Genomic DNA, 24,689 nt, shown 5'->3' on the forward strand with positions numbered 1-24,689 from the left:
TTTCACTGTCCTGCGCTGTCCTGCTGGGCTTCTGGGGAGGGTATGGCGAGGCTGTTGAGCACCGCGCGTTTGATGTCGTTGAACTCGGCGGACGTGACGTCACGGGGCCGGTCGAGATGCACCGGGATGTCGGCCTGGATGGTTCCGTGGCCGAGCACCACGATGCGGTCGGCGAGCAGCACGGCCTCTTCGATGTCGTGGGTGACCAGCAGCACGCCGACCTGGTGCTCCTGCCACAGCGTGGTGACGAGATCCTGTGCGGTCCTGCGGGTGAAGGCGTCGAGGGCGCCGAACGGTTCGTCGAGCAGGAGCAGTTCGGGTGAGCGGAACAGCGCCCGCGCCAGGCCGACGCGCTGCGCCTCGCCACCGGAGAGGCTCTTGGGCCAGGCCTTGGCCTTGTCGGCAAGTCCGACCTCGGTCAGCGCGTCGAGGGCCCGGCGGTACACCTCGTCGGAGCGGGATGTGCTCAGCACCACGTTCTTCCACACCCGTTGCGCCTGAATCAGGCGCGGCTCCTGGAACACCACCGAGGAGCGGGGTGTGATGCGCAGGTGCCCCGATGTCGCGTCCTCCAGTCCGGCCAGGATCCGCAGCAGTGTGGTCTTGCCGGTGCCGGACCGGCCCAGCAGTGCCACGAACTCGCCCTTGCGGACCGTCAGCGCGAAATCGTCGAGGATGACCTGGTTGCCGAATTGCTTTGACAATCCGTTCAACTCGATGACCGTCTGCGAGGGGGCATCAGTGACCGTCATGGGTGGCCCTCCACGGCAGTGCGGCGCGTTCGATCAGACGCATGATCACGTCGACGAGGATGCCGAGCGCGGCGTAGACCAGGATGCCCGCGATGATGATGTCGGTGCGCTGGAACTGGTTGGCGGTGTTGAGGATGTAGCCGATGCCTGAGGTGGTGTTGATCTGCTCGGCGGCCACCAGCGCCAGCAGCGCGGTGCCTGCCGCGTACCGCCATCCGACGAGGATCGACGGCATCGCCAACGGAACCACCACGAGCCGGATGGTCTCCCGCCGGCTCAGCGCGAACGTCTGCCCGACCTCCAGCAGCTTGCGGTCGATGGCGCGGATGCCGTGGTAGGTGTTCAGGTACACCGGGAAGATCGACGCGCCGACGATCAGCGCCACCTTGGATTCCTCGCCGATCCCGAACCACACCACGAACAGCGGGACCATCGCGATGAACGGGATGGTGCGCAGCATCTGCAGCGGCGCGTCGTAGATGCGCTCGGCGACGGCCCACAGGCCCGCGGCGACGCCGAGCACCAGCCCGGTGATGCCGCCGATCAGCAGGCCGAGCCCGGCACGCTGCAGCGAGATGGGCAGCGCCGCTTGCAGATCACCGATCTGCCACAGCTCGCGGTAGCTCTGCAGGATGGTCAGTGGGCCCGGCAACACGCTCGGGCTCACCAGCTCCCATGCGGCGGCCACCTGCCAGGCCACCAGCAGCAGGACCGGCACGACAAAGCGGATCCCGACGCTGAGCCTGCGGGTTCTGCCCCGGCGGGATTCGGATGCGCTCGGGCGAAAGTCGCGTTCGACGACCGTCGGGGAATCAGGCGTGGTGGTGTCGTCGGTCTCGGGTGGTCCGGCACGGACCACGGTAACGGTGTCGGTCATTTGCCGCCCACCGCCTCGAAGTCGAAGAACGGGTCACCCTCGGTTTCCTTGAGCAGTGCGAGTTCCCACGCGAAGTACGCCTCGTACCAGGCGTCGCGTTCGGGGCCGAAGTCCGGCGGGCCGGTACGGTCGGCGATCTCGCCCGCGTGGCGGGGGTCGGCGTCGGTGAGCTGATCGGCCACCGCCTCGATCCCGCCGGCGAGCACCCGGACGTCGCCGTCGAGACCCGCGACGAGGTGTTCGGCGGCGAAATCGGCATCGCCGATCAGGACGACGGTCGCGCCGTCGGCCGCCGCGACGATGTCGGCGAGGTGTTCGCGTCGCGCGTGCACCGAACCCCGAAGGTGCCCGGCCGCGTACTGCGACGACGAGCGCACGTCGACCAATTGTGCGGAGTCCAGCGTCGCGAGCTCTGCCGCGGTGACAGTGGGCACCTCGGGTGCGGCGATCGACAACCGGTTGGACCGCTTCAGGTCCCCGCCGGTACCGTCCGGGTTCACCGCGACCACCGTCAGCGGTCCGTCATGCAGGTAGCGCAGCCACTGCACGGTGTTGGCGGCACGCACGAAGTCGGCTGTGTCGGCGAGCACCACGCGACCCCTGTGCACCGCCACATAGTCGTCGGTGGCCTGCACGAGCTGACCACCCGGCGCGGAAACCGCTGCGGTGAAGTGACCTTCGGCGTACTCGCCGGGTGACCGGACGTCGAGCAGGTACGTCACCGAGGTGGTGTCGTCGAGATACCGCTGTGCCTGCCCGATGTCAATGACGACGGCGCCCGCCTCGGCAAGCGTGCGCCGCGCCCAGTCGGTGAGTTCCGGCGACACGGTCGCAGGGGCGGGCAGTTCGGAGCCCGCACCGTATTCCAGCGGGCGGCCCGACCGCTGCCACGCCGGGGTCCCGTTGTGCAGCGAGAACACCGGGTTGGCGATGCCCGTGTTGATCAGCGACTGCGCGCCGACGATGCCGCGGGTGCGGCCCTGGCAGTTGATCACCACCTTGGTTTTCGCGTTGTCGATCACCTGCGCTGCGCGGTATGCGATCTCGGCGCCACCACCGGTGTTGTGACCGCCGGGGATGTGGTGATGGCGGTACTCGGCAGGTGTGCGGCTGTCGAGGAACACGACGTCCTCACCTGCCGCGCGCCACGCGTCGACGGTCTCGCCGTCGACGGTCGGGGTGCCGTAGGTGTGCTCGATCCATTCACCGAGGGTCTTACTGCGCACATTGGTGCCGGTGTAGACGCGCCCGCCTGCGCTCTTCCAGCCGTCGAGGCCGTCGGCGAGCACCGACACGTCTCGGTATCCGAGGCGTTCGAGCAACTCGGCGCCGCGCTCGTCGAGTTCGGGGCGGCTCGCGAGCACGATGGGTGTCGAGGTGAGCGGCACCAGGTCGGCGATGTGCTGCTCAACGTCGTGCCAGGGCAACCCCGCGCTGACCGCGATGTGGCCGTTGCTGCGCTCCAGGGGGCTGCGCAGGTCGAGCAGGGCAATCTGACGAGCGGAGTTCTGCAGGGTATCGAGCAGCTCCGCAGCTGTGATGCGTTGCGCCATGGACGTTCCTCACTGATGTGTTGTCGGCTGTTTTGTTCTCTAGCCAAGTGCGGGCCACCATGCCGGTCGCCGGTGGCGTGCGCGATGGTTGTCCTCATCGGGATTCGAAGCAGTCACCCCGCGCTCAACGCAGGTGCGGTTGGGGTGTGCTCGGGTAAGCCGAGGTGGCCACGCAGCGTCGTGGACTCGTACTCGTGGCGGAACAACCCGCGACGCCGGAGCTCGGGCACCACGTGTTCGGCGAAGCGCTGCAGGCCGTCCGGATAGACGTCGAAGTTCAGGTTGAACCCATCGGCGGCATATCCGTTGAGCCACTGGGCCATGTCGTCGGCGATCTGTTCGGGGGTGCCGACCACCATGCGGTGCGCGCCGCCGTTGCGGTCGATGAGTTCACGGATGGTCAGGCCCGACCGCAGCGCGAAACTGACGGTGGTGTTGAGGAATCCGTGCGAGGTCTGCACCGATCGGGTGTCGCCGAGACACCTCGGATCCAGCGGCTTGTCGAGGTGCAGATCGTCGACCGCCACCCCGAGTTGGTGCGCCAGACGGCGCAGTTCGCGCCCGTAGTCGAGTTGCTCGTTGAACTCGCGCAGTCTGCTCAGCGCCTCGGCCTCGGTGGATCCGACCACGGGGAACAGTCCGGGCAGCACCAGCACCGAGCCTGCAGGCCTGCCGTGACCACGGGCCCTGGCGGCCATGTCGGCGTAGAACTGCTGCGCCTCGGAGAACACCGTCTGCACCGTGAACACCACGTCGGCCCACCGGGCCGCGAGATTCTTGCCCTGCTCGGAGGACCCGGCCTGCACCAGCACCGGCCTGCCCTGCGGTGTGCGGGGCACGTTGAGGGGCCCACCCACGCGGTAGTGGGCGCCGACGTGGTCGACGCCGGGAATCGGTTCGGGCCCGCTGAAGACACCCGTGGCGGCGTCCGGTCGCAGCCCGTCGGCCGGCCACGAGTCCCAAAGTTTGGTGACGACGTCGACGAACTCGTCGGCCTGCGCGTAACGCTCGTCGTGGCCGGGTATGCCCTCGACGCCGAAGTTGGCCGCCGCCTGCGGGTGCATGGTGGTGACGATGTTCCAAGCGACCCGTCCGCGGCTCAGGTGGTCCAGCGACGCGAACCGCCGGGCCAACTCGTACGGTGCGTTGAAAGTGGTTGACGCCGTGCCGATCAGGCCGATGCGGCTGGTGGCCTGCGCGACTGTCGCGAGCACCACGGTCGGATCCAGCGACTGCCACGGCTTGGTGGGCGGGTTGTCGGCGAGCGCGGGCCAGTCCGACAGGAAGACCGCGTCGAACGTGGCGCGCTCGGCGATCTGGCCGATCTCGACGAAGTAGTCGGGGGTCAGAAAGGCCAGCGGATCGCGCTGATGACGCCAGGCACTCGGATGCTTGCCCGCATCGGTGATGTTGGCGTTCAGGTGCAATTGACGGGCGGGTTGTGTGGTCACGGGCCATTCGATTCGTCGGGCATTCCTCGGACATCCCGACGCTACGAGCACACCTGTGCGCCGCCAACAGTTGAACTCGCACTGCACGAAACTGTTTTGTGCACTGCGAGATAAAGGGTCGGATAGCATCGGCCATTCCCCTAACCTCTCGGCCATGATCGTGCCCGCGCCCGAGCTGCGCACCGACCTGTCCGCCGAACAGTTCCTGGACGACCTGGCCGGCACCGCGGCTGTCATCGCGGGATCGGCCGCCGAGCGTGACGCCGAACGGCGATATCCCACTGCCGAATACGATGCGCTGCGTGATGTCGGATTCTGGCGGCTGACCGTTCCCCGCGAGTACGGCGGTCTGGGGTTCGGATATCAGACGCTCATGTCGGCGGTCATCACGGTGGCCGCCGCCGATGGCAGCCTGGGCCAGCTCCCGCAGAACCACTTCAACACCCTCGAACGCATCGCGCTGGCCGGTTCGGGCGATCTGCGCGCCCGCGTCTTCGGCCGCGTGGCCGAAGGTGCTGTGCTCGGCAACGCCACCGCCGAACCGCGGGAGCGCCCGCCGGGTGAGAACACGACCACGCTGCGCCGCAACGGCAAGACATACTGCCTCACCGGGCGCAAGGTGTACGCCACAGGCGCACTGCTCGGAGACATCATCGCGGTGCAGGCCCGCGACGAATCGGGTGAACTCGTGACGGCGCTGGTGGACCGGTACGCCCACGGCGTCACGATCGTCGACGACTGGTCCGGATTCGGTCAGCGAACCACGGCGTCGGGCACCGCGGTGTTCGACGGCGTCGAGGTCGACGAGATCGACGTCTTGCGGTTCGGCAGCGATCCGCATCCGCGCTACCGCGCGTCGGCGCAGTCCCAGTTGCTGCACTGCGCGATCGACACCGGCATCGCGCAGGGTGCGTTCTCCGCGGCGGTGCGCCTGGCACACCAGGTACACGGTGGACGTGGCAGCGGCGCAGTCGAATTCGTCGACGACGTCCTCGGCGTCAGCCGGCTCGGCGAGCTGTGGATCACGGTCGAGGGCGCGCGGGCGATCGTCACGCAGGCCGCGCAGGCCCTCGACGCCCTGACCGACACCGATCCGCTCGCAAAGGTGCTCGACGCGTTCTACCGCGTGGCCGCGGCCAAGAAGATCTCGACCGAGGCCGCGTTGACAGTGACCGCGGCACTCATCGACATCGGCGGCGCCAGCTCGACGCGCACCGAGCTGCGACTCGATCGGTTCTGGCGCGATGCCCGCACGCACACCGTCCACGACGCGGTCCGCTGGAAGCCGTACTCGATCGGACGGCGTCTGCTCACCGGTGACGTCGCCGACGCGTGGAGCATCGCACACCCGTTCACCCCGGCCGAGGAACTCGAGCAGCCATGAGCGCACCGCCGTACACCACCACACGTCTGATCCGCATCTCGGCGGACGAGGGTTTCGATCCGGCCCGGCGCTGGCCCGTGGCCACCGAATTCGGTGTCACCCACATCCTGGCCGACCTGGCACGCCAGGCCGCCCACCGCGACGCCACACGGGAGTCACCGGCGGGCGACGTGCGCCGCCTGCAGCAGGCGGGCGTCCCCGCCCTGCGCCTGCCCACCGAACTCGGCGGCCGCGGCATACCGCTCGCGCGATTGTTCGCCTTCGCCGCAGAACTCGCCGACGCCGATCCCAGTGTCGCGCATGCCCTTCGCAACCATTTCTGGTTCGTCGAGCAGGCGTTGCGCAGTGCGCCGGACAGTCCGCGGCGCGCCTATCTCGCCCGTGTCGCCGATGGCGACCTGATCGGCGGGTCGTTCGGTGAACTGCACACCAGCAAGGCCGGCGACACCGACTTCTCCACCACGCTGGCACCGCACGGCGACGGCAGCGGAACCTACGTGCTCAACGGCGACAAGTTCTACAGCACCGGCAACATCTTCTGCGACGTGCTGATCGTCAAGGCCGTGTACCCCGACGGCACGCCGGTGACCGCGGCGGTTCCGGCCACCCGCGCCGGGGTCGATCTCACCGACGACTGGGACGGCATCGGCCAACGCCTCACCGGCAGCGGGTCGACCCGGTTCCGCGATGTGACGGTCCATCCCCACGAGGTCGTGCCCGACGACGAGTTCGCGCACGAAAAAGGGTCCTACACAGCGACCTTCCCGCAGCTGTACCTGACCACGGTGGTGGCGGGCATCCTCCGGACCATCACCGCCGACGCCGTGGAACTGGTGCGGGGACGACGGCGCAACTACTACCACGGCAGCAGTGACGAACCCCGACACGAGCCCGCCGTACAGTCGATCGTCGGACAGATCTCGGTCAACAGCCACGCCGCCGACGCCATCGTCGCCTCCGCGGCTCAGTCGCTCGAACGGGCGCGGGACACCGAAGGTCCCGCTCGCGACGAGGCCCTGCTGCAGGCGTCACTGGACGCCGCGCGCGCCAAGATCAGCGTCGACGAACTCGCGGCACGCACAGGCTGGCTGCTGTTCGAGACCGGCGGCGCCACCTCGGTTCGCACAGGCCTCAACCTCGACCGGCACTGGCGCAACGCGAGAACCCTCGCCTCACACAACCCCGACAGCTACAAGTTGCGCTACCTCGGCGACCATCTGCTCAACGGGGCGACACCGCCGACCGGGAGCTTCTTCTGAGATCGCGTCAGCCCTCGGGGATCTCGCGTTCGATCTCGTCGAGCCAGATGCGCGCCGACATGTCCGACGGTGCCCGCCAGTCGCCGCGCGGCGACAGCGCACCGCCGTGGGACACCTTGGGGCCGTTGGGCATCGCGGAGCGCTTGAACTGCGAGAACGAGTAGAACCGCTGCGCGAACACCTGCAGCCAGTGTCGAATGTCCTTGAGCGAGTAGGACGGTCGCTCGTCCTCGGGAAACCCGGGCGGCCAGTCGCCTGCGTTGACATCGTGCCAGGCGTGCCAGGCGAGGAACGCGACCTTCGACGGCCGGAACCCGAAGCGCAGCACCTGGAACAACGAGAAATCCTGCAGCGCATACGGGCCGACCTTGGCCTCGCTGCTCTGGATCTCCTCGTCCTCGCCTGTGGGCACCAGCTCCGGGGTGATCTCGGTGTCGAGCACCGACTGCAGCACCTCGTTGACCTCGTCGTCGAACTCACCCGAGGAGATCACCCAGCGGATCAGGTGCTGGATCAGGGTTTTGGGTACGCCGCCGTTGACGTTGTAGTGCGACATCTGGTCGCCGACACCGTATGTCGACCACCCGAGGGCGATCTCGGACAGGTCGCCGGTGCCCAGCACGATGCCGCCGCGCTGGTTGGCCAGCCGGAACAGATAGTCGGTGCGCAGGCCCGCCTGGACGTTCTCGAACGTGACGTCGTAGACCTTCTCGCCGCGGCCGAACGGGTGGTCCATCTCCGTGAGCATCAACTGCGCGGTCTGCTTGATGTCGATCTCTTCGAACGTCACGCCGAGGGCCTTGCTCAACCGGATGGCGTTGTTCTTGGTGCGGTCGCCCGTGGCGAACCCGGGCAGCGTGAACGCCAGGATGTCGCTGCGCGGGCGGTTTTCGCGGTCCATGGCGCGTGCCGCCACGATCAACGCGTGCGTCGAATCCAGGCCGCCGGACACGCCGAGCACGATCTTCGGGTATTTCAGCGCACGCAGGCGCTGTTCCAGGCCGGACACCTGGATGTTGTACGCCTCGTAGCAATCCTGTTGCAGCCGCTCGTAATTCGACGGCACGAACGGGAATCGCTCGACCTCGCGCAGCAGCCCGATGTCACCGGTGGGCGGGTCGAGCTGGAATTCGATGCGGCGGAACGCGTCCACAGCGGCGCCGTGGTGGCGGGCATTGTCGTCGAACGTGCCCATCCGCAGGCGTTCGGAACGGATCAGCTCCAGATCGACGTCGGCAACCGCGCGGCGCTCACCGCGCGGGAACCGCTCACTTTCGGCGAGCAGGTTGCCGTTCTCCCAGATCATGGTCTGGCCGTCCCACGCGAGATCCGTCGTCGACTCCCCCTCGCCCGCGGCGGCGTAGACGTAGGCGGCCAGGCAGCGCGCCGATGCCGAGCGGGCCAGCAGGCTGCGGTCCTCGGCGCGACCCACGGTGATGGGGCTGCCCGACAGGTTCGCCAGCACCGTGGCCCCGGCCAGCGCGGCCTGCGCACTGGGCGGCACCGGGACGAACATGTCCTCGCAGATCTCGACGTGCAGCACCAGGCCGGGCACGTCCGATGCCTCGAACAGCAGATCGGGTCCGAACGGCACCTCGGCGCCGGCCACCCGGATGGTGCCGCGAGCCTCGTCACCGGCAGCCATCTGCCTGCGCTCGTAGAACTCGCGGTAGGTCGGCAGATACGACTTCGGCACGACGCCGAGCACCGCACCCCGGTGGATCACCACGGCGGTGTTGTAGATGCGGTGGCGGTGCCGCAGCGGCGCACCGACCACGATCACCGGGGTGAGCACCGACGACGCCGCGACGAGTTCGGTGAGCGCCTCCTCGACCGACTCCAGCAGCGTGTCCTGCAGCAGGATGTCCTCGATCGAATACCCCGACAGTGTCAGCTCGGGGAACACCGCGACGGCGACGCCGTCGTCATGGCAGGCCTGCGCCATCCGCAACACCGATTCGGCGTTGGCGGGTGGGTCGGCCAGCGACGTGTGGTGGGTGCAGGCGGCGAGCCGCGCGAAACCATGCCGGTAGGCGCTGAAGAAGTCCATCACACCTATTGTTGCCCGCGAAGTGTCAAGATCGGGTGACGGGGTATCAACAAGTTCATGAGCGATACCGCCGTCGTCATCGTCGACATGCTCAACACCTATGAGCACGAGGACGCCGAACTCCTCGCCCCCAACGTCGAAAAGATCATCGATCCGCTGGTCAAGCTGATCGGAGAGGCCCGTGACCGCGAAGATGTCGACCTGATCTACGTCAACGACAACTACGGCGACTTCACCGCGCAGTTCAGCGACATCGTCGCCGACGCCCTGGACGGCAAGCGTCCGGACCTGGTGCGGCCGATCCTGCCCTACGACGGTTGTCGCCTGCTCACGAAGGTGCGCCACAGCGTCTTCTACGCCACCGCGCTGGACTACCTGCTGGGCCGGTTGGGCACCAAACGCGTGATCCTGGCCGGTCAGGTCACCGAGCAGTGCATCCTCTACAGCGCGCTCGACGCCTACGTACGCCACTTCGAACTCGTGGTGCCCTCGGACGCGGTGGCCCACATCGACGCCGAGCTGGGCAACGCCGCTTTGGAGATGATGCGCAGGAACATGAGCGCTGATGTGATCCCCGCCGTGGAGTGCCTGCGCTGACGCGCGGGTGACTTCGGAGCGCCTATCCTCGAGCCAATGGATGCCCCTGAACTGGTCGCCCTGTTACAGGGCCGTCGCATCGTGGCGCTCACGGGCGCCGGCATGTCGACCGACTCGGGTATCCCGGACTACCGCGGGCCCGATTCGCCGCCCAGCAACCCGATGACCATCCAGCAGTTCACCTCGGACCAGGTGTTCCGTCAGCGCTACTGGGCCCGCAACCACGTCGGGTGGCGGCACATGGACGAGACCCAGCCCAACGCCGGGCATCGCGCGCTGGCCGCCATGGAGGCCTCAGGCGTGGTCGCGGGTGTGATCACGCAGAACGTGGATCTGCTGCACACCAAGGCGGGCAGTCGCGAGGTGATCAACCTGCACGGCACCTACGCGCAGGTGGTGTGCCTGAACCCGGACTGCGGGCACACCATGTCGCGCGCCGCGCTCGCGGTGATGCTGGAGGAGGCCAATCCGGGCTTCCTCGCGCGCGCCGAATCGGTGGGCGGTATCGCCGTGGCACCCGACGCCGACGCGATGATCACCGACACCGCGTCGTTCGTGGTGGTCGACTGCCCGATGTGCGGCGGCATGCTCAAGCCCGACATCGTCTATTTCGGTGACAGTGTCCCGAAAACTCGTGTGGAGCAGGCGTATTCGATGGTCGACGGCGCCGACGCCCTGCTGGTCGCCGGCTCGTCGCTCACGGTGTTCTCCGGTTACCGGTTCGTCCGGCACGCCGCGGCGCGCGGCATCCCGGTGGGGATCGTCAACCGCGGGCCCACCCGCGGCGACGATCTGGCCGCGGTGAAGGTACACAGCGGCTGCTCGGAGATGCTGACGCTGCTGGCCGGTGAACTCACGAGAACGTACACGGCATCGCCCGGATAGCGTGCACGAAATTCCCTTGCAGGTACTCCGGTTCGCTGGCGCGGATGTCGGGCAACTGGTGCAGCAGTTCGCCGAAGATCGCCCGCAGTTGTGTCCTGGCGACGTGTGCGCCGAGGCAGAAGTGCCGTCCGCCGCCACCGAAACCCAGATGCGGGTTGGGTTTGCGACCCAGATCGAGCACGTCAGGCCGGTCGAACACCGTGGTGTCCCAGTTGCCCGACGCATAGAACATCACAACCTTCTCCCCCGCCGCGATTTGCCGCCCGCCCAGTTCGACGTCGACCGCTGCCGTACGGCGGAACGTCATCACCGGTGACGCCCAGCGCACCATCTCCTCGACCGCCACACCGATGCGGTCGTCGAAATCCTCCATGAGCCAGGCTCTTTGGTCTTCGAAGTCGGTGAGCGCCTTCAGGGCGTGGCTGGTGGTCTGGCGCGTGGTGTCGTTGCCCGCGACCGCGAGCAGCACGAAGAACGCGGCGACCTCGGCGTCGGTGAGCCGGTCACCGTCGACCTCAGCGTGCACGAGCGCGCTGATCAGATCGTTGCCCGGGTTCTCGCGCCGCTCGGCAGCCAGGGTGTTGGCCACCTGGTGCAGGTACATCTGGTTTTCCAGCACCACCTCCAGGGGATGGCGGCCGGCCAGGTAGATCGGATCGGCCCAGGACACCAGCGCATCGGCCGCGTGGGCCACCTTCTCGCGCTCGCCTTCGGGGATGCCGACCATGTCCGACAGCGTGCGGATGGGCAGTTCTTTGGCGCAGTGGTCGACGAAGTCCACGCCGCTGCCAGCGGCCTTGAGTTCCGCGACGATCGCGGCTGCGTTGGCCTTGATCGAATCCTCGATGCGCGCGACCTGCCGCGGCGTGAAGGCCGAGTGCACGAGCTTGCGGATGAGGGTGTGCCGCGGCGCGTCCATCGCGAGGAAGGACTGCGAGGCCTCCAGCAGTTCCTGCGGGACGTTCTCGAACAGCACGCCCTGCCCGGACAGGAACGTCTCGCTGTCGCGGCTGATCGCGACGATGTCGGCGTGGCGCGTGACGGCCCAGAAGCCCTTGTCGTCGGGATCGTGCATCAGCGCGTCCTCGACCGGCGGGTGCCAGCTGACCGGACGCTCGGCGCGCAGTTGGGCGAACGCGACTTCACGGTCGGCGGCCGTGGTGGCCCAGAATGCCCGCGACGAGAGATCGACGGCGTCGTAAGGACGTGTGATCGGCAACACAGTCATGCTGGCGACAGTAGGTCTAGACAGTGTGTCTAGTCAAGATGTGATTGATGCCGATACGCTGGATGGATGCCATCGGTCACCAGAAAACCGCAGGCCAACCGGGAAGAACGACGCGAACGCATCGAGCGGGCGCTGCTCGACGCCACCGACCGGCTGATGTCCGACGGCACGAGCTTCACCGAACTGAGCGTCGACAGGCTTGCCACCGAGGCCGGCATCTCCCGCGCGAGCTTCTACATCTACTTCGAGGACAAAGGGCACCTGCTGCGCAGGCTCGCCGCGCAGGTGTTCGACGACCTCGCGCACGAGGCACAACAGTGGTGGGGTGTGGCGGGACGCCGCAATCCGGGCGACGTCCACACCGCGATGTCCGGCATCATCGCGAGCTACCGGCGCCACCAACCGGTGCTCGTCGCGCTCAACGAGATGAGCGCCTACGACCCGCTGGTCGCACAGACCTACCGTGACCTGCTGACCGGGATATCGGCGCAACTCGCCCGCGTGATCGAGGAGGGCCAGGCCGACGGATCCATCCGCGCGCAGCTGCCCGCCGAGACCACCGCGAGCACGCTGACGTGGATGGTCGAGCGCACCTGCCACCAGAACCTGCCGTCACGACCGGCGTCCTACGATGCGGAACTGGCCGACACCCTCACTGAGATCGTCTGGGGCGCACTGTATCTGCGCCCCGCCTCGACAGATCGCTAGGTGCGCACCAGGTCGTCGGCGTGGACGGCGGGACGGCGCATCTCGACGGGCAGTTCGTGTGTCGAGCGGCCGATGATCGAGGCGAGTTCGGCCTGGTCGTACGCCACCACGCCGCGAGCGACGGTGTGCCCGTCGAGCGCCCGCAGGTCGACCACGTCGCCGCCGTGGAAGCGGCCGGTCACCGAGGTGATGCCCGCGGGCAGCAGCGAGCGGCGCTGCTTGATCACCGCGCGCACCGCGCCGTCGTCGAGGGTGAGCGCACCGGCCGACTCCGCGGCGTAGCGCATCCAGAACTTGCGGGCCGACATGCGCTCGGGGCGCGGGGCGAACACCGTGCCCACCGACGCATCGTCGAGCGCTCGTCCGGCGTCCGCCGCGGCGGCCAGCAGCACGGGAACACCAGCGTCGGCGGCCAGCAGAGCCGACGACAACTTCGATGCCATACCGCCCGTGCCGAGGCTGCTGCCGCGGCCCGCGACCACGCCATCGAGGTCACCTTGGGCGGCGACCTCCGGTATGAAGCGGGCCGGTTTGTCGGGCGTCGCCTTGCGGGGGTCTCCGTCGTAGAGGCCGTCGATGTCCGACAGCAGGATCAGCGCGTCGGCCCCGACCAGGTGCGCCACCAAAGCCGAGAGCCGGTCGTTGTCACCGAAGCGGATCTCGTTGGTGGCCACGGTGTCGTTCTCGTTGACGATCGCCACGGCGTGCAGGGCCCGCAGACGGTCGAGGGTGCGCTGGGCGTTGTTGTGCTGCACACGCATCGAGATGTCGTGCGCGGTGAGCAGGACCTGCCCGACGGTGCGGTTGTACACCGCGAACGCCGAGCTCCACGCGTTCACCAGGGCCACCTGGCCCACACTGGCCGCGGCCTGCTTGGTCGCGAGATCCGTTGGGCGCTTGGACAACCCGAGAGGTTCGATACCGGCGGCGATGGCACCAGAGGACACGATGACGACGTCGGAGCCGGCTTTCATGCGGCCCTCGATGGCCTCGACCAGGCTTGCGAGCCGGTTGGCGTCGAAGACACCCGAAGGTGTGGTGAGGGCCGTGGTTCCGATCTTGACGACGACACTGCGTGCGGTACGGACCGCCTCGCGGTGCTCGCTCACGAGTCCTCTCCTCCCGATGCTCCCGGTTGCCTCCGTTCGCGCCGTGCGGCCTTACGTTCGGCGGCGCCGACGCGATCGGTCTGCTCAAGGCGGATGTCGGTGCCGCGCCCGGTCATCGTGACGTCGACACCGGCCGGGGTCTGCGGCTCCCAGTCGAACGTGACGTCACCGATCGTGACCGCGCAACCGGGCTTCGCGCCGCGCTTGAGCAGTTCGTCCTCGACGCCCAGCCGTGCCAGCCGGTCGCCGAGGTAACCGACGGCCTCGTCGTTGTTGAAGTCGGTCTGCGCGATCCAGCGTTCTGGCCGCGTGCCGCGCACGATGAAGCCGCCCTCGCCGTCGGAAGAGATGGTGAAACCGCTCTCGTCGACGGGAATCGGCCGGATGATGGGACGCCGCGGCGCGGCGACGGGCTGCGCGTCACGGTACTTCTTGACCATCTCCCACAGTGCAAATATCAACGGGCGCAAGCCATCCCGGCTGACTGTGGAGATCTCGTACACGGGCCAGCCGAACCGCCCGGCCACCTCGTCGCGGACGAAGTCGGCGAGTTCACGCGCATCGGGAACGTCGATCTTGTTGAGCACCACCGCGCGCGGCCGTGATGCCAGATCACCCAGGGCCGAATCCCCTTGCAGGGTCGGGGTGTACGCCGCGAGTTCGGCCTCCAGGGCCTCGATGTCGGAGATGGGGTCGCGTCCCGGTTCCATGGTGGCGCAGTCGACGACGTGGACCAGTACCGCACACCGTTCGAGGTGCCGCAGGAAATCCAGGCCGAGACCGCGACCCTCGGAGGCCCCGGGGATCAGGCCCGGAACGTCGGCGACCGTGTAGGTGTTCTCCCCTGCCGACACCACGCCGAGGTTGGGCACCAGCGTCGTGAAGGGATAGTCGGCGATCTTGGGCTTGGCAGCCGAGATCGTCGACACGAGAGAGGATTTCCCGGCCGACGGGAAGCCGATCAGTCCGACGTCGGCAACGGTCTTGAGCTCGAGCGTGAGGTCGCGCTCCTGGCCCTTTTCACCGAGCAGCGCGAAACCGGGGGCCTTGCGCGCGCGGGATGCCAGGGCCGCGTTACCCAGTCCCCCACGTCCGCCCGCGGCCGCCTCGAACCGGGTGCCCGCACCGACGAGATCGGCGAGCATGCGCCCGTTCTCGTCGAGCACGACGGTGCCGTCGGGAACGCGCACCTCGAGATCGATGCCTGCGGCGCCGTCGCGGTTGCTGCCCGCACCGGGCTTGCCGGAGGGTGCGACGACGTGGGGATGGAAATGGAAGTCCAGCAGGGTGTGCACCTGCGGATCGACGACGAGGATGACGCTGCCACCCCGGCCGCCGTTGCCACCGTCGGGGCCGCCGAGCGGTTTGAACTTCTCACGGTGGACAGACGCGCAGCCGTTACCGCCGTTGCCTGCCCGCGCGTGAATGACGACTCGGTCGACAAACCGGGGCATCGGAGATCCTTTCCGTTGGATGTGAAGCTATCGCGAAAGTTCTGTCGAGAACTCCGGCAGCTTCACATCCACGGAAAAAGTCCTCGGAGTCTCAGGCCTCCGGCCGCGCAACCGGGACGATGTTGACCGTCTTGCGGCCACGCTTGGCGCCGAACTCCACGGCGCCGGGAGCCAGGGCGAACAGGGTGTCGTCGCCACCGCGGCCGACGTTGACGCCCGGGTGGAAGTGGGTGCCGCGCTGACGGACGAGGATCTCGCCTGCCTTCACGACCTGACCACCGAACCGCTTGACGCCGAGTCGCTGTGCTGCTGAGTCGCGACCGTTGCGAGAGCTGGAAGCGCCCTTCTTGTGTGCCATGTCGAAACGCCTCCTACTACTTGATGCCCGTGACCTTGAGCACCGTCAGCTGCTGACGGTGACCCTGGCGCTTGTGGTAGCCGGTCTTGTTCTTGAACTTGTGAATGCGGATCTTGGGGCCCTTGGTGTGCTCCAGCACCTCAGCGGTGACCGCGACCTTGGCCAGGTCGTCGGCCTTGCTGGTGACGTTGGCGCCGTCGACCACCAGGGCGACGGGCAGCGACACCGACGCGCCGGGCTCGGAGTCGAGCTTCTCAACCTTCACCACGTCGCCGGCGGCAACCTTGTACTGCTTGCCGCCGGTCTTGACGATTGCGTATGTCGCCATCGTGTCCTCTGCTCTGCGGGCGCACGTCACCAGGCGGTGTGTGCGCGGGTCTTGGGTGGCGGGAGGTGGTCCCACCGGCCGCCGGCCTGACCACAGGCTCTGGCGACAACTGGTCAAGGGTACGTGACCAGCGGGTAGAGGGTCAAACTGGCCCCCCTGGATCTCGCCTGAGACACCGTGATGCTCGTCTAGTCGTGGCTGGGCGGCCCCGCCGGACGTGCCGCGGCCCGGCGGCGCACCCGTGCGCGCGGCGCCGTCACCGGCGGCTCGTAGACCTCCCGGACCGGCTCTTCGTCCTCATCCGAGTCCGAGTCCTCGTCTTCGTCGGAGTCGTCGTCGGAGTCATCCGAGTCGTCGTCTTCGTCGGAGTCGTCGGAGTCGTCGGAGTCATCGGAGTCGCCGATCACCTCGATGTCCTCGTCGAGTTCGTCCTCGTCGTCGTCGAGTTCGATCTCGTCCTCGTCCGACTCGTCGTCGGATTCCTCGTCGGAATCCAGGTCCGAATCCTCATCCGAGTCGTCGAGGTCCTCGTCGCCCGCAGCCCCGACGGCCGCGGTCACGACGTGGGCGCGCTCGTCGGCGTCGTGCTCGTCGCGCGTGTCGTCCCGGACCTCGGCCGCGGTGGTGTCCTCGGCGGTCTCGTGGTCCTCGTGGTCCTCGTGGTCCTCGTCGCCTTCGTGCTTGCCGTTGGCAGCCGCCATGGCCTTGAACATCGGATGCTCACCCGGCGTGTGGTCCGGGACCTTCGCGACGTGCACCTCTTCGGTGCGGGCGGCGCCCTTCTTCCCGCGCTTGCCGCGCCGGCCACCACCGCTGCCACCGCCGCCGCTCGAGTCGGACTTGCGCCCGCCGTTGGACGACGCGGAGTCGATGGGATCGCCGTGCAGGACGATGCCGCGCCCACCGCAGTGCGTGCACGCCGTCGAGAACGCCTCGACCAACCCGGTGCCCAGGCGCTTACGCGTGAGCTGCACCAACCCCAGCGAGGTCACCTCGGACACCTGGTGCCGCGTGCGGTCCCGCGCGAGCGCCTCGGTCAGGCGGCGCAGCACCAGATCGCGGTTGGATTCCAGGACCATGTCGATGAAGTCGATGACGACGATGCCGCCGATGTCGCGCAGCCGCAGCTGCCGCACGATCTCCTCGGCGGCCTCCAGGTTGTTGCGCGTCACGGTCTGCTCGAGGTTGCCGCCCGACCCGGTGAACTTGCCGGTGTTGACGTCGACGACGGTCATGGCCTCGGTGCGGTCGATCACCAGGGTGCCGCCCGAGGGCAGCCACACCTTGCGGTCCATGGCCTTCGCGAGCTGCTCGTCGATGCGGTGCACCGCGAACACGTCGGGTGCGTCGGGTCCCGCGGGCTCGTACTTGGTGAGCCGTGGCATGAGGTCGGGCGCGACGGCCTCTACGTAGGAGTTGATGGTGTTCCAGGCCTCGTCGCCGGAGACGATCAGGCTGGAGAAGTCCTCGTTGAACAGGTCGCGGATCACCTTGACCAGCACGTCGGGCTCTTCGTAGAGCGCCACGGCGGCGCCGGCCTTCTTCTCGGTGACCTCGGCGGCCTTGGCCTCGATCTCGGACCAGCGCTTCTGGAGCCGTTCGACGTCGGAGCGGATGTCCTCTTCCTTGACGCCCTCCGAGGCCGTGCGGATGATCACGCCTGCATCAGACGGAACCACCTCACGCAGGATCTCCTTGAGACGCTGACGCTCGGTGTCGGGAAGCTTGCGGCTGATGCCGGTGGACGACGCGCCGGGCACGTACACCAGATAGCGGCCGGCCAGCGACACCTGCGTGGTGAGGCGGGCGCCCTTGTGGCCGACGGGGTCCTTGCTGACCTGCACGACGACGTAGTCGCCCGGCTTGAGCGCCTGCTCGATCTTACGGTTCTGCCCGCCCAGACCGGCAGCCTCCCAGTTCACCTCACCGGCGTAGAGCACGCCGTTGCGGCCGCGGCCGATGTCGACGAACGCGGCCTCCATGGACGGCAGCACGTTCTGGACGATGCCCAGGTAGATGTTGCCCACCAGCGAAGCAGAGGCCGCCGACGTCACGAAGTGCTCGACCACCACGCCGTCTTCGAGCACGGCGATCTGCGTGTAGCGCGCACCCTCGTGCGGCGGTTCGGTGCGCACCTTGTCGCGCACGATCATGGTGCGTTCGACGGCCTCGCGGCGGGCCAGGAACTCGGCCTCGCTCAGGATCGGCGGGCGGCGGCGGCCGGCGTCGCGGCCGTCGCGCCGACGCTGACGCTTGGCCTCCAGCCGCGTGGAGCCGCTGATGCCCTGGATCTCGGAGTCGTCGCTCTTGTCGCTGCGCTCGGTCCGCGGGGCGCGCTCGTGGACGACGGTGTTCGGCGGGTCGTCAGGCGAGACGGCGTCGTCGCTGTCGCCCGAGCCGCTCTTGCGCCGCCTGCGGCGACGGCGCCTGCGGGTGCCGCCCTCGGTGGTGGTGCTGTCCTCGTCGCCGCTGTCGTCGGAGTCCTCGGAGTCCTCACCTGACTCCTGCTCGTCACCGTCGGTCTGATCGTCGGTGGAGTCGGTGTCGGCGTCCGATGTGGCGTCGTCGTTCTGCTCGCCACGGCCACGCCCTCGTCCGCGACGGCCACGGCGGCGCCGGCGCGGCCGGTCGGCCTGGTCGTCGTCGGAGTCGGAGTCGGCCCCGGAATCGAAATCGGATTCGGCACCGGTCTCGGTGTCGTCGTCCTCGTCCTCGTCGTCGACGACGGCGGGCTCGAAGCTCACGGGCTGCGGCGCCACGAACAGCGGCAGGTAGTCGGGGCGCTCGGTCTGCGTCTCGCGGGCCGGCGGGATGTTGGCGTGCTCCAGGATGAGCCGCGACTCGGGTTCGTCACCCACGAGGACTGCGCCGCGGAACGTGGGCTCCGGGGTCTCGGCTTCGTCCGCGACCTCGGTTTCGGCCTCGGCTTCGGCCTCGGCTGCGGGAGCTTCGGGTTCGGCAGGTTCGGCAGGCCCGGCCTCGGAGACCGTCACGACCTCGACCTGCTCGGCTTGCACCACGACCAGATCGGCCACGGGCGTCTCCGCCGCGGGCGCTTCTGCTGCGGGCGCTTCTTCGGGGGCGTCTCCGCTGCGGGGGACTCGGTGAGCGCCGCGCGGACCCGCTCGGCGTCGGCCTTGTCGACCGTCGAATGGGCGCTGCGCTGGCGCCCGTCGAACTCGGCCAGGGCGTCGAGCACGCGCCGACTGGTGGTGCCCAGGACACGGGCCAGTGAATGGACTCTCAGACGCTCTGGGAGTCCCTCCTGCTGGGGAGTCTGGGTTGATAGGTCTTCGGTATGGGCATCTTCGGCCACGAATTCTCCTCAAGCCCCCGGGCGCGTCGTACGACGCGGCCACGCGAGGGCTTCCGCTATTGGCCCGGGCTACGTTCCCCGGACTTGTTGTGGTCTCGCTCCGAGCGGTCCGCTGTCGAACCCACCCGGTGCCTGGCTGAATGATGGCTGGACGGTCGGCGCCGCACCGGTTTGCGGTGGTCGCGCACGTCGAAGTCTTCATTCGGGTGCTCAGCCCCGGTTGAGGCCGCTCACCCGCACCCAGTATCCCACATCACTGGCGTCCGACCGACCAGACTGCGAATAGCCCTCGTATCGAGACCGCAAAACGGCCCCGGAGGCGGTCCGCTGACCGGCTCCGGGGCCGTTTCGGAAGTGGATCTGGACTTGGATTTGTCGTGGATTCAGGCCGCCAGGATCAGGCGGTGGCCTCGCCGGGGAACCACAGGGCGATCTCGCGGGCCGCCGACTCGGGCGAATCGGAACCGTGCACGAGATTGTCCTGCGTGATGAGGGCGAAGTCACCGCGGATGGTGCCGGGGACGGCCTTCTCGACCGGATCGGTGCCGCCCGCGATCTGACGGAACGCCGCCACCGCGCGCGGGCCCTCGACGATCGCCGCGACGAGCGGGCCCGACGTGATGAACTCGAGCAGGGATCCGAAGAACGGCTTGTCGGCGTGCTCGGCGTAGTGCTGACGCGCGAGGTCGTCGCTGACGTTCTTGAGCTCGAGGGCGGCCAGTGTCAGGCCCTTGCGTTCGATCCGGCTGAGGATCTCCCCCACGAGTTGGCGCTTCACACCGTCCGGCTTGATAAGTACGAGGGTCCGCTCAGTCACGGCAGAGAGCGTACCGGGCGGTAACGAATTTTCGCGAATATGCCCCCGAGCTGGCTTTTTGAACCGGGCGCCGGCTGGTTGCCGCCTATTCGGCGGGGCGTTGCTGCCCGGGGAGCAGGCCCCGCTCCTGCCTGCGCTTGACCTCGTGGCGCAGGTAGACGATCAGCAGCCACACCACCAGGAACACCACGCCGATGAAGCCGATGCCCCCGTGGAACACCGCACCGGCGATCACGGGCACCTGCATCCCCAGGTTTGCCCACAGCGCCCACGGCCTGCCCTGCACGCCGCACATGAGGATCAGCACGACCGCGAGCCCGATCAGGTAGCCGCCCGCGGCCGCCGACAGTCCACCGACCGCCACGACCGGCAAGGCGAGCAGCACCACGATGGCCTCCAGGATGAGGCATGCCGCCATGACGCCGCGGAAGCTCTTCCAGGGATCCTTCGCGGGTGCCGGCTCGTTGTCGGGTGCTTGGTTCTCACTCATTGCGGATCCCGTCCGAAGAGGGTTCTGGCCGCGCCCGCGGTCACCACCGAACCGGTGATGACCATGCCCGCGCCGGACATCGAGTCGGACTCGGCGCCGGCTTCCTCGACGAGGGCCGTCGCGGTCTCGATGGCGTCGGGCAGGGTCGTGGCGGTGATCACGCGTTCAGGGCCGAAGCGTTCCTCGGCGCGCATCGCCAGCGATTCGACGTCGAGGGCGCGCGGCGAGCCGTTGTGCGTGACCACGATCTGGTCGAACGCGGGTTCCAGCGCGGTGAGGATGCCGTCGACGTCCTTGTCACCCATCACCGACACCACACCCACCAGATGGCGGAAGTCGAACTCCTCCTGCAGGGTCTGCGCGAGAGCGGCGGCACCGGCCGGGTTGTGCGCGGCATCGATGAACACCGTTGGCGCGCTGCGCATCCGTTCCATCCGGCCGGGGCTGCGCACGGCCGCGAACCCGGCGCGCACGGCCTCGACGTCGAGCTGACGGTCGGCCCCGGCGCCGAAGAACGCCTCGACCGCGGCCAGCGCGAGGACCGCGTTGTGCGCCTGATGCTCGCCGTGCAGCGGCAGGAAGATCTCGGGGTACACGCCACCGAGGCCCTGCAATTCCAGCAGTTGACCGCCGATGGCGACCTGCCTCCCCAGCACCGCGAACTCGGAATCCTCGCGGGCCACCGCGGCGTCGGCGCGTACGGCCTCGGCCAGCAGCACCTCCATGGCGGCGGGGTCCTGCTTCCCGATCACCGCGACGGTGTCGGTGGGCACCAGGTCTTCGGGCTGGCGGGTGATGATGCCCGCCTTCTCCCCCGCGATCGCGTCGATCGTGTCGCCCAGGTAGTCGGTGTGGTCCAGGCCGATCGGGGTGATCACCGCGACCGGGGCGTTGACGACGTTGGTCGCGTCCCAGCGCCCGCCCATGCCGACCTCGACGACCGCGACGTCGATCGGCGCATCGGCGAACGCCGCGAAGGCCATCGCCGTGAGCACCTCGAACTTGCTCATCTTGGGGCCGCCTGCAGCCTCGGACTGCTGGTCGACCAGCTGCACGAACGGTTCGATCTCGGTGTAGGTGGCCACGTACTGCGCGGGCGAGATCGGTTTGCCGTCAATGGATATTCGTTCGACGGCCGACTGCAGGTGCGGGCTGGTGGTGCGCCCGGTCCTGCGGTGCAGCGCCATGAGCAACGCGTCGATGATGCGGCACACCGAGGTCTTGCCGTTGGTGCCCGCGACGTGGATCGACGGGTACGCGCGCTGCGGTGACCCGAGCAGTTCGAGCAACGCCGCGATGCGTGTGGTGCTCGGCTCCAGTTTGGTCTCCGGCCACCGCTGGTCGAGGAGGTGCTCGACCTGCAGCAGCGCGGCGACCTCGTCCGGCGCTGGGACCGGATCGGTCATTTGAGGCCAGCCAGGCGCGCGGTGATGCGTTCGACCTCTTCACTGGCCAGGGCTTGCCTGCCCCGGATCTTGTCGACCACCTGGGCGGGCGCCTTGGACAGGAAGGCCTCGTTGCCGAGTTTGGCCGTGGTGGTGGCCAGTTCCTTCTGGGCGACCGCCAGATCCTTTTCGAGCCTGCGCCGTTCGGCCTCGACGTCGACAGTGCCCGACGTGTCGACCTCGACCACGACGGTGCCCTGTGACAGGCGCACCTCGACCGACGCCGACGGGCTGAACCCGTCGCCGGCCTCGGTGAGCCACGCGAGCGCGGCGACGGCGGGCAGCTGCGCGGTCAAACCGGCCGCCTCGACGTCGGTGAGCCGCGCAGGCACCTTCTGGCGGTCGGCCAGGCCCTGGTCGCTGCGGAACCGGCGCACCTCGGTGATGAGCTTCTGCATATCGGTGATGCGTTGTGTCGCAACGGTGTCCAGCGCGAACCCGGAGGGCTCGGGCCACGTCGCGACCACCACCGACTCACCGCCGGTGAGCGTCTTCCACAGGGTCTCCGTGACGAACGGCATCACCGGGTGCAAAAGCTTGAGCAACGTGTCGAGCACGGCCGCGAGCACCGCAGTAGTATGCGTGAGACCTTGTCCCAGTTGCACTTTCGCGAGCTCCACGTACCAGTCGCAGAACTCGTCCCAGGCGAAGTGGTACAGCGCCTCGCAGGCCCGGTTGAACTCGTAGTTGTCGAAGGCCGAATCAACCTCGGCGCGAACCTCTTCCAGCCGGCCCAGGATCCAGCGGTCGGCGTCGGTGAGCTCGGACGCGGCAGGCAGCGGCGCCGGTGCAGCGCCGTTCATCAACGCGAACCGGGTCGCGTTGAACAACTTGGTGGCGAAGTTGCGGGAGGCGCGTGCGTGGTCCTCGCCGATCGACAGGTCACCGCCGGGGCTCGCGCCGCGCGCCAGGGTGAACCGCAGTGCGTCGGCGCCGAACTTCTCGACCCAGTCCAGCGGGTCGATGCCGTTGCCGCGCGATTTGCTCATCTTGCGGCCGAACTCGTCGCGGATCAGGCCGTGCAGGAAGACGTTCTCGAACGGCACCTGCCTGCCGCGCGCACCTTCGAGGGTGACCGCGGGGTCGTCGCCCACGAACGTGCCGAACATCATCATCCGGGCCACCCAGAAGAACAGGATGTCGTAGCCCGTCACCAGCACCGAGGTGGGATAGAACTTGGCCAGCTCAGGCGTGTGGTCGGGCCAGCCCATGGTCGAGAAGGGCCACAGCGCCGAGGAGAACCACGTGTCGAGGACGTCGGGATCCTGCTCCCAGCCCTCCGGCGGGGTCTCGTCCGGGCCGACGCACACGGTCTCCCCATCGGGACCGTGCCAGATCGGGATCCGGTGTCCCCACCACAACTGCCGCGAGATGCACCAATCGTGCATGTTGTCGACCCACGCGAACCAGCGCGGCTCCAGGCTCGGCGGGTGGATCACGGTGTCGCCGTTGCGCACCGCGTCACCCGCGGCCTTGGCGAGCGACTCGACCTTGACCCACCACTGCAGGCTCAGGCGCGGCTCGATGGGCTCGCCGCTGCGTTCGGAGTGCCCGACGCTGTGCAGGTACGGGCGCTTCTCGGCGACGATGCGCCCCTGCGCGGCGAGCGCCTCGCGCACCTTGACGCGGGCTTCGAAGCGGTCCATGCCGTCGAACTGCGTGCCGGTGTCGGCGATGCGGCCCTTGGTATCCATGATCGTCGGCATCGGCAGGCCGTGGCGCATGCCGATCTCGAAGTCGTTCGGATCGTGTGCCGGCGTGACTTTCACTGCGCCGGTGCCGAATTCGGGATCGACGTGGGTGTCGGCGACGATCACCATGTCACGGTCGACGAACGGGTGCGGCAGGGTCTTGCCCACCAGGTGCCGGTACCGCTCGTCGTCGGGGTGCACCGCGATGGCGGTGTCGCCAAGCATGGTCTCCACACGGGTGGTGGCCACCACGATGTGCGGTTCGTCGTCGTTCATCGAGCCGTAGCGGAACGACACGAGCTCGCCCTCGACGTCTTCGTACTTGACCTCGAGGTCGCTGATCGCGGTCTCGAGCACCGGCGACCAGTTGACCAGCCGCTCGGCCTGATAGATCAGCCCGGCGTCGAACAGCCGCTTGAAGATCGTGCGCACGGCGCGCGACAGACCTTCGTCCATGGTGAAGCGGTCACGGCTCCAGTCGACACCGTCGCCGAGGCGGCGCATCTGTCCGCCGATGGTGCCGCCGGACTCGCGCTTCCAGTCCCACACCTTGGCGACGAACTCCTCGCGGCCGAGGTCTTCCTTGGTCTTGCCGTCGGCGGCGAGCTGCTTCTCCACGACGGTTTGCGTCGCGATGCCGGCATGGTCCATACCCGGCAGCCACAGCACCTCGTAGCCCTGCATGCGCTTGCGGCGGGTCAGCACGTCCATCAGCGTGTGGTCGAGCGCGTGGCCCATGTGCAGGCTGCCGGTGACGTTGGGCGGTGGCAGCACGATCGAGTAGGGCGGCTTGTCGCTCGCGGGATCGGCGGTGAAGTATCCGGCGTCGACCCAGCCCTGGTACAGCTCGGCTTCTACCGCGCCCGGATCCCAGGACTTCGGGAGGGCATCGGCACGGTTCTCAGGACTGGCGGTCACCGCGCCATTCTATGAAGAG

21 protein-coding genes are annotated in these 24,689 nt (G+C 68.3%); 5 read left to right on the forward strand and 16 right to left on the reverse strand.

Going from position 1 to position 24,689, the window contains the following annotated elements:
* Nucleotides 1-2: 2 nt before the first annotated feature.
* The 4 genes from AT701_RS22495 to AT701_RS22510 form a co-directional block, all read right to left on the reverse strand.
* Complete coding sequence (locus AT701_RS22495; protein WP_058126628.1) at nt 3-752, reverse strand: ABC transporter ATP-binding protein; 750 nt, start codon at nt 750-752, stop codon at nt 3-5.
* Nucleotides 739-1,629, reverse strand: a complete 891-nt coding sequence (locus AT701_RS22500; RefSeq protein ID WP_011729946.1) for an ABC transporter permease — start codon at nt 1,627-1,629, stop codon at nt 739-741. Before AT701_RS22500 ends, AT701_RS22495 begins: the two co-directional genes overlap by 14 nt.
* Nucleotides 1,626-3,182 carry a rhodanese-like domain-containing protein gene (locus tag AT701_RS22505; RefSeq protein ID WP_011729947.1) on the reverse strand — a complete coding sequence of 519 codons (1,557 nt, stop codon included), beginning with the start codon at nt 3,180-3,182 and terminating at the stop codon, nt 1,626-1,628. The genes AT701_RS22500 and AT701_RS22505 overlap by 4 nt, the downstream gene beginning before the upstream one ends.
* Before the next feature lie 113 nt (nt 3,183-3,295).
* On the reverse strand, nt 3,296-4,633 hold the full coding sequence (locus AT701_RS22510; RefSeq protein WP_058126629.1) for an LLM class flavin-dependent oxidoreductase: 1,338 nt from the start codon (nt 4,631-4,633) through the stop codon (nt 3,296-3,298).
* A 154-nt stretch (nt 4,634-4,787) separates the two neighbouring features.
* Here AT701_RS22510 and AT701_RS22515 point away from each other — a divergent pair, with 154 nt between their 5' ends.
* On the forward strand, nt 4,788-6,017 hold the full coding sequence (locus AT701_RS22515; protein WP_058126630.1) for an acyl-CoA dehydrogenase family protein: 1,230 nt from the start codon (nt 4,788-4,790) through the stop codon (nt 6,015-6,017).
* Nucleotides 6,014-7,276 carry an acyl-CoA dehydrogenase family protein gene (locus AT701_RS34900; protein ID WP_157892576.1) on the forward strand — a complete coding sequence of 421 codons (1,263 nt, stop codon included), beginning with the start codon at nt 6,014-6,016 and terminating at the stop codon, nt 7,274-7,276. Before AT701_RS22515 ends, AT701_RS34900 begins: the two co-directional genes overlap by 4 nt.
* Before the next feature lie 7 nt (nt 7,277-7,283).
* Here AT701_RS34900 and AT701_RS22525 read toward each other — a convergent pair whose 3' ends face one another.
* Nucleotides 7,284-9,326 (reverse strand): NAD(+) synthase, encoded by a 2,043-nt coding sequence (locus AT701_RS22525; protein WP_058126631.1) that lies wholly within the window; start codon nt 9,324-9,326, stop codon nt 7,284-7,286.
* 57 nt (nt 9,327-9,383) lie between these two features.
* Between AT701_RS22525 and AT701_RS22530 the strand changes: the two genes are divergently transcribed.
* Nucleotides 9,384-9,923 carry a cysteine hydrolase family protein gene (locus AT701_RS22530; protein ID WP_058126632.1) on the forward strand — a complete coding sequence of 180 codons (540 nt, stop codon included), beginning with the start codon at nt 9,384-9,386 and terminating at the stop codon, nt 9,921-9,923.
* A 36-nt stretch (nt 9,924-9,959) separates the two neighbouring features.
* Nucleotides 9,960-10,808 carry an NAD-dependent protein deacetylase gene (locus AT701_RS22535; protein WP_058126633.1) on the forward strand — a complete coding sequence of 283 codons (849 nt, stop codon included), beginning with the start codon at nt 9,960-9,962 and terminating at the stop codon, nt 10,806-10,808.
* On the opposite strand, the gene AT701_RS22540 is transcribed toward AT701_RS22535, so the two are convergent.
* Complete coding sequence (locus tag AT701_RS22540) at nt 10,777-12,036, reverse strand: cytochrome P450 (RefSeq protein ID WP_058126634.1); 1,260 nt, start codon at nt 12,034-12,036, stop codon at nt 10,777-10,779. The genes AT701_RS22535 and AT701_RS22540 overlap by 32 nt on opposite strands.
* A gap of 66 nt (nt 12,037-12,102) precedes the next feature.
* Between AT701_RS22540 and AT701_RS22545 the strand changes: the two genes are divergently transcribed.
* Nucleotides 12,103-12,744 (forward strand): TetR/AcrR family transcriptional regulator, encoded by a 642-nt coding sequence (locus AT701_RS22545; RefSeq protein ID WP_003895998.1) that lies wholly within the window; start codon nt 12,103-12,105, stop codon nt 12,742-12,744.
* Here AT701_RS22545 and proB read toward each other — a convergent pair.
* The 10 genes from proB to AT701_RS22590 all read right to left on the reverse strand — a co-directional run bounded on the left by proB (nt 12,741) and on the right by AT701_RS22590 (nt 24,670).
* Nucleotides 12,741-13,853: a glutamate 5-kinase gene (proB, locus tag AT701_RS22550; protein ID WP_003895999.1), complete on the reverse strand. Its 1,113-nt coding sequence runs from the start codon at nt 13,851-13,853 to the stop codon at nt 12,741-12,743. The genes AT701_RS22545 and proB overlap by 4 nt on opposite strands.
* Nucleotides 13,850-15,307: a GTPase ObgE gene (obgE, locus tag AT701_RS22555; RefSeq protein ID WP_003896000.1), complete on the reverse strand. Its 1,458-nt coding sequence runs from the start codon at nt 15,305-15,307 to the stop codon at nt 13,850-13,852. Before obgE ends, proB begins: the two co-directional genes overlap by 4 nt.
* 91 nt (nt 15,308-15,398) lie before the next feature.
* Complete coding sequence (rpmA, locus tag AT701_RS22560; RefSeq protein WP_003896001.1) at nt 15,399-15,665, reverse strand: 50S ribosomal protein L27; 267 nt, start codon at nt 15,663-15,665, stop codon at nt 15,399-15,401.
* A gap of 16 nt (nt 15,666-15,681) precedes the next feature.
* Complete coding sequence (gene rplU, locus AT701_RS22565) at nt 15,682-15,993, reverse strand: 50S ribosomal protein L21 (protein ID WP_003896002.1); 312 nt, start codon at nt 15,991-15,993, stop codon at nt 15,682-15,684.
* 188 nt (nt 15,994-16,181) lie between these two features.
* Nucleotides 16,182-19,028 (reverse strand): ribonuclease E, encoded by a 2,847-nt coding sequence (gene rne / locus AT701_RS22570; RefSeq protein ID WP_174519611.1) that lies wholly within the window; start codon nt 19,026-19,028, stop codon nt 16,182-16,184.
* Entirely contained in the window at nt 18,983-19,309 is a 327-nt protein-coding gene (locus tag AT701_RS35400) for a translation initiation factor IF-2 N-terminal domain-containing protein (RefSeq protein ID WP_174519612.1), read from the reverse strand. Before AT701_RS35400 ends, rne begins: the two co-directional genes overlap by 46 nt.
* Nucleotides 19,310-19,706: 397 nt before the next feature.
* A complete protein-coding gene (ndk, locus tag AT701_RS22575) occupies nt 19,707-20,126 on the reverse strand; it encodes a nucleoside-diphosphate kinase (RefSeq protein WP_011729972.1) in 420 nt (139 codons plus the stop codon).
* 85 nt (nt 20,127-20,211) lie between these two features.
* Entirely contained in the window at nt 20,212-20,616 is a 405-nt protein-coding gene (locus AT701_RS22580) for a DUF4233 domain-containing protein (RefSeq protein ID WP_003896005.1), read from the reverse strand.
* Nucleotides 20,613-22,022 (reverse strand): bifunctional tetrahydrofolate synthase/dihydrofolate synthase, encoded by a 1,410-nt coding sequence (folC, locus tag AT701_RS22585; RefSeq protein ID WP_058126635.1) that lies wholly within the window; start codon nt 22,020-22,022, stop codon nt 20,613-20,615. Before folC ends, AT701_RS22580 begins: the two co-directional genes overlap by 4 nt.
* Nucleotides 22,019-24,670, reverse strand: a complete 2,652-nt coding sequence (locus AT701_RS22590) for a valine--tRNA ligase (protein WP_058126636.1) — start codon at nt 24,668-24,670, stop codon at nt 22,019-22,021. The genes folC and AT701_RS22590 overlap by 4 nt, the downstream gene beginning before the upstream one ends.
* Between the last annotated feature and the right edge of the window lie 19 nt (nt 24,671-24,689).

Source organism: Mycolicibacterium smegmatis, assembly GCF_001457595.1.
Classification (GTDB): Bacteria; Actinomycetota; Actinomycetes; order Mycobacteriales; family Mycobacteriaceae; genus Mycobacterium; species Mycobacterium smegmatis.

Excerpts from the sequence above, each read along its gene's own strand:
- AT701_RS22495 (WP_058126628.1), bottom strand. The coding sequence starts at position 752 with ATGACGGTCACTGATGCCCCCTCGCAGACGGTCATCGAGTTGAACGGA.
- AT701_RS22500 (WP_011729946.1), bottom strand. The coding sequence starts at position 1,629 with ATGACCGACACCGTTACCGTGGTCCGTGCCGGACCACCCGAGACCGAC.
- AT701_RS22505 (WP_011729947.1), bottom strand. The coding sequence starts at position 3,182 with ATGGCGCAACGCATCACAGCTGCGGAGCTGCTCGATACCCTGCAGAAC.
- AT701_RS22515 (WP_058126630.1), top strand. The coding sequence starts at position 4,788 with ATGATCGTGCCCGCGCCCGAGCTGCGCACCGACCTGTCCGCCGAACAG.
- AT701_RS34900 (WP_157892576.1), top strand. The coding sequence starts at position 6,014 with ATGAGCGCACCGCCGTACACCACCACACGTCTGATCCGCATCTCGGCG.
- AT701_RS22525 (WP_058126631.1), bottom strand. The coding sequence starts at position 9,326 with ATGGACTTCTTCAGCGCCTACCGGCATGGTTTCGCGCGGCTCGCCGCC.
- AT701_RS22530 (WP_058126632.1), top strand. The coding sequence starts at position 9,384 with ATGAGCGATACCGCCGTCGTCATCGTCGACATGCTCAACACCTATGAG.
- AT701_RS22535 (WP_058126633.1), top strand. The coding sequence starts at position 9,960 with ATGGATGCCCCTGAACTGGTCGCCCTGTTACAGGGCCGTCGCATCGTG.
- AT701_RS22540 (WP_058126634.1), bottom strand. The coding sequence starts at position 12,036 with ATGACTGTGTTGCCGATCACACGTCCTTACGACGCCGTCGATCTCTCG.
- AT701_RS22545 (WP_003895998.1), top strand. The coding sequence starts at position 12,103 with ATGCCATCGGTCACCAGAAAACCGCAGGCCAACCGGGAAGAACGACGC.
- obgE (WP_003896000.1), bottom strand. The coding sequence starts at position 15,307 with ATGCCCCGGTTTGTCGACCGAGTCGTCATTCACGCGCGGGCAGGCAAC.
- rpmA (WP_003896001.1), bottom strand. The coding sequence starts at position 15,665 with ATGGCACACAAGAAGGGCGCTTCCAGCTCTCGCAACGGTCGCGACTCA.
- rplU (WP_003896002.1), bottom strand. The coding sequence starts at position 15,993 with ATGGCGACATACGCAATCGTCAAGACCGGCGGCAAGCAGTACAAGGTT.
- AT701_RS22580 (WP_003896005.1), bottom strand. The coding sequence starts at position 20,616 with ATGAGTGAGAACCAAGCACCCGACAACGAGCCGGCACCCGCGAAGGAT.
- folC (WP_058126635.1), bottom strand. The coding sequence starts at position 22,022 with ATGACCGATCCGGTCCCAGCGCCGGACGAGGTCGCCGCGCTGCTGCAG.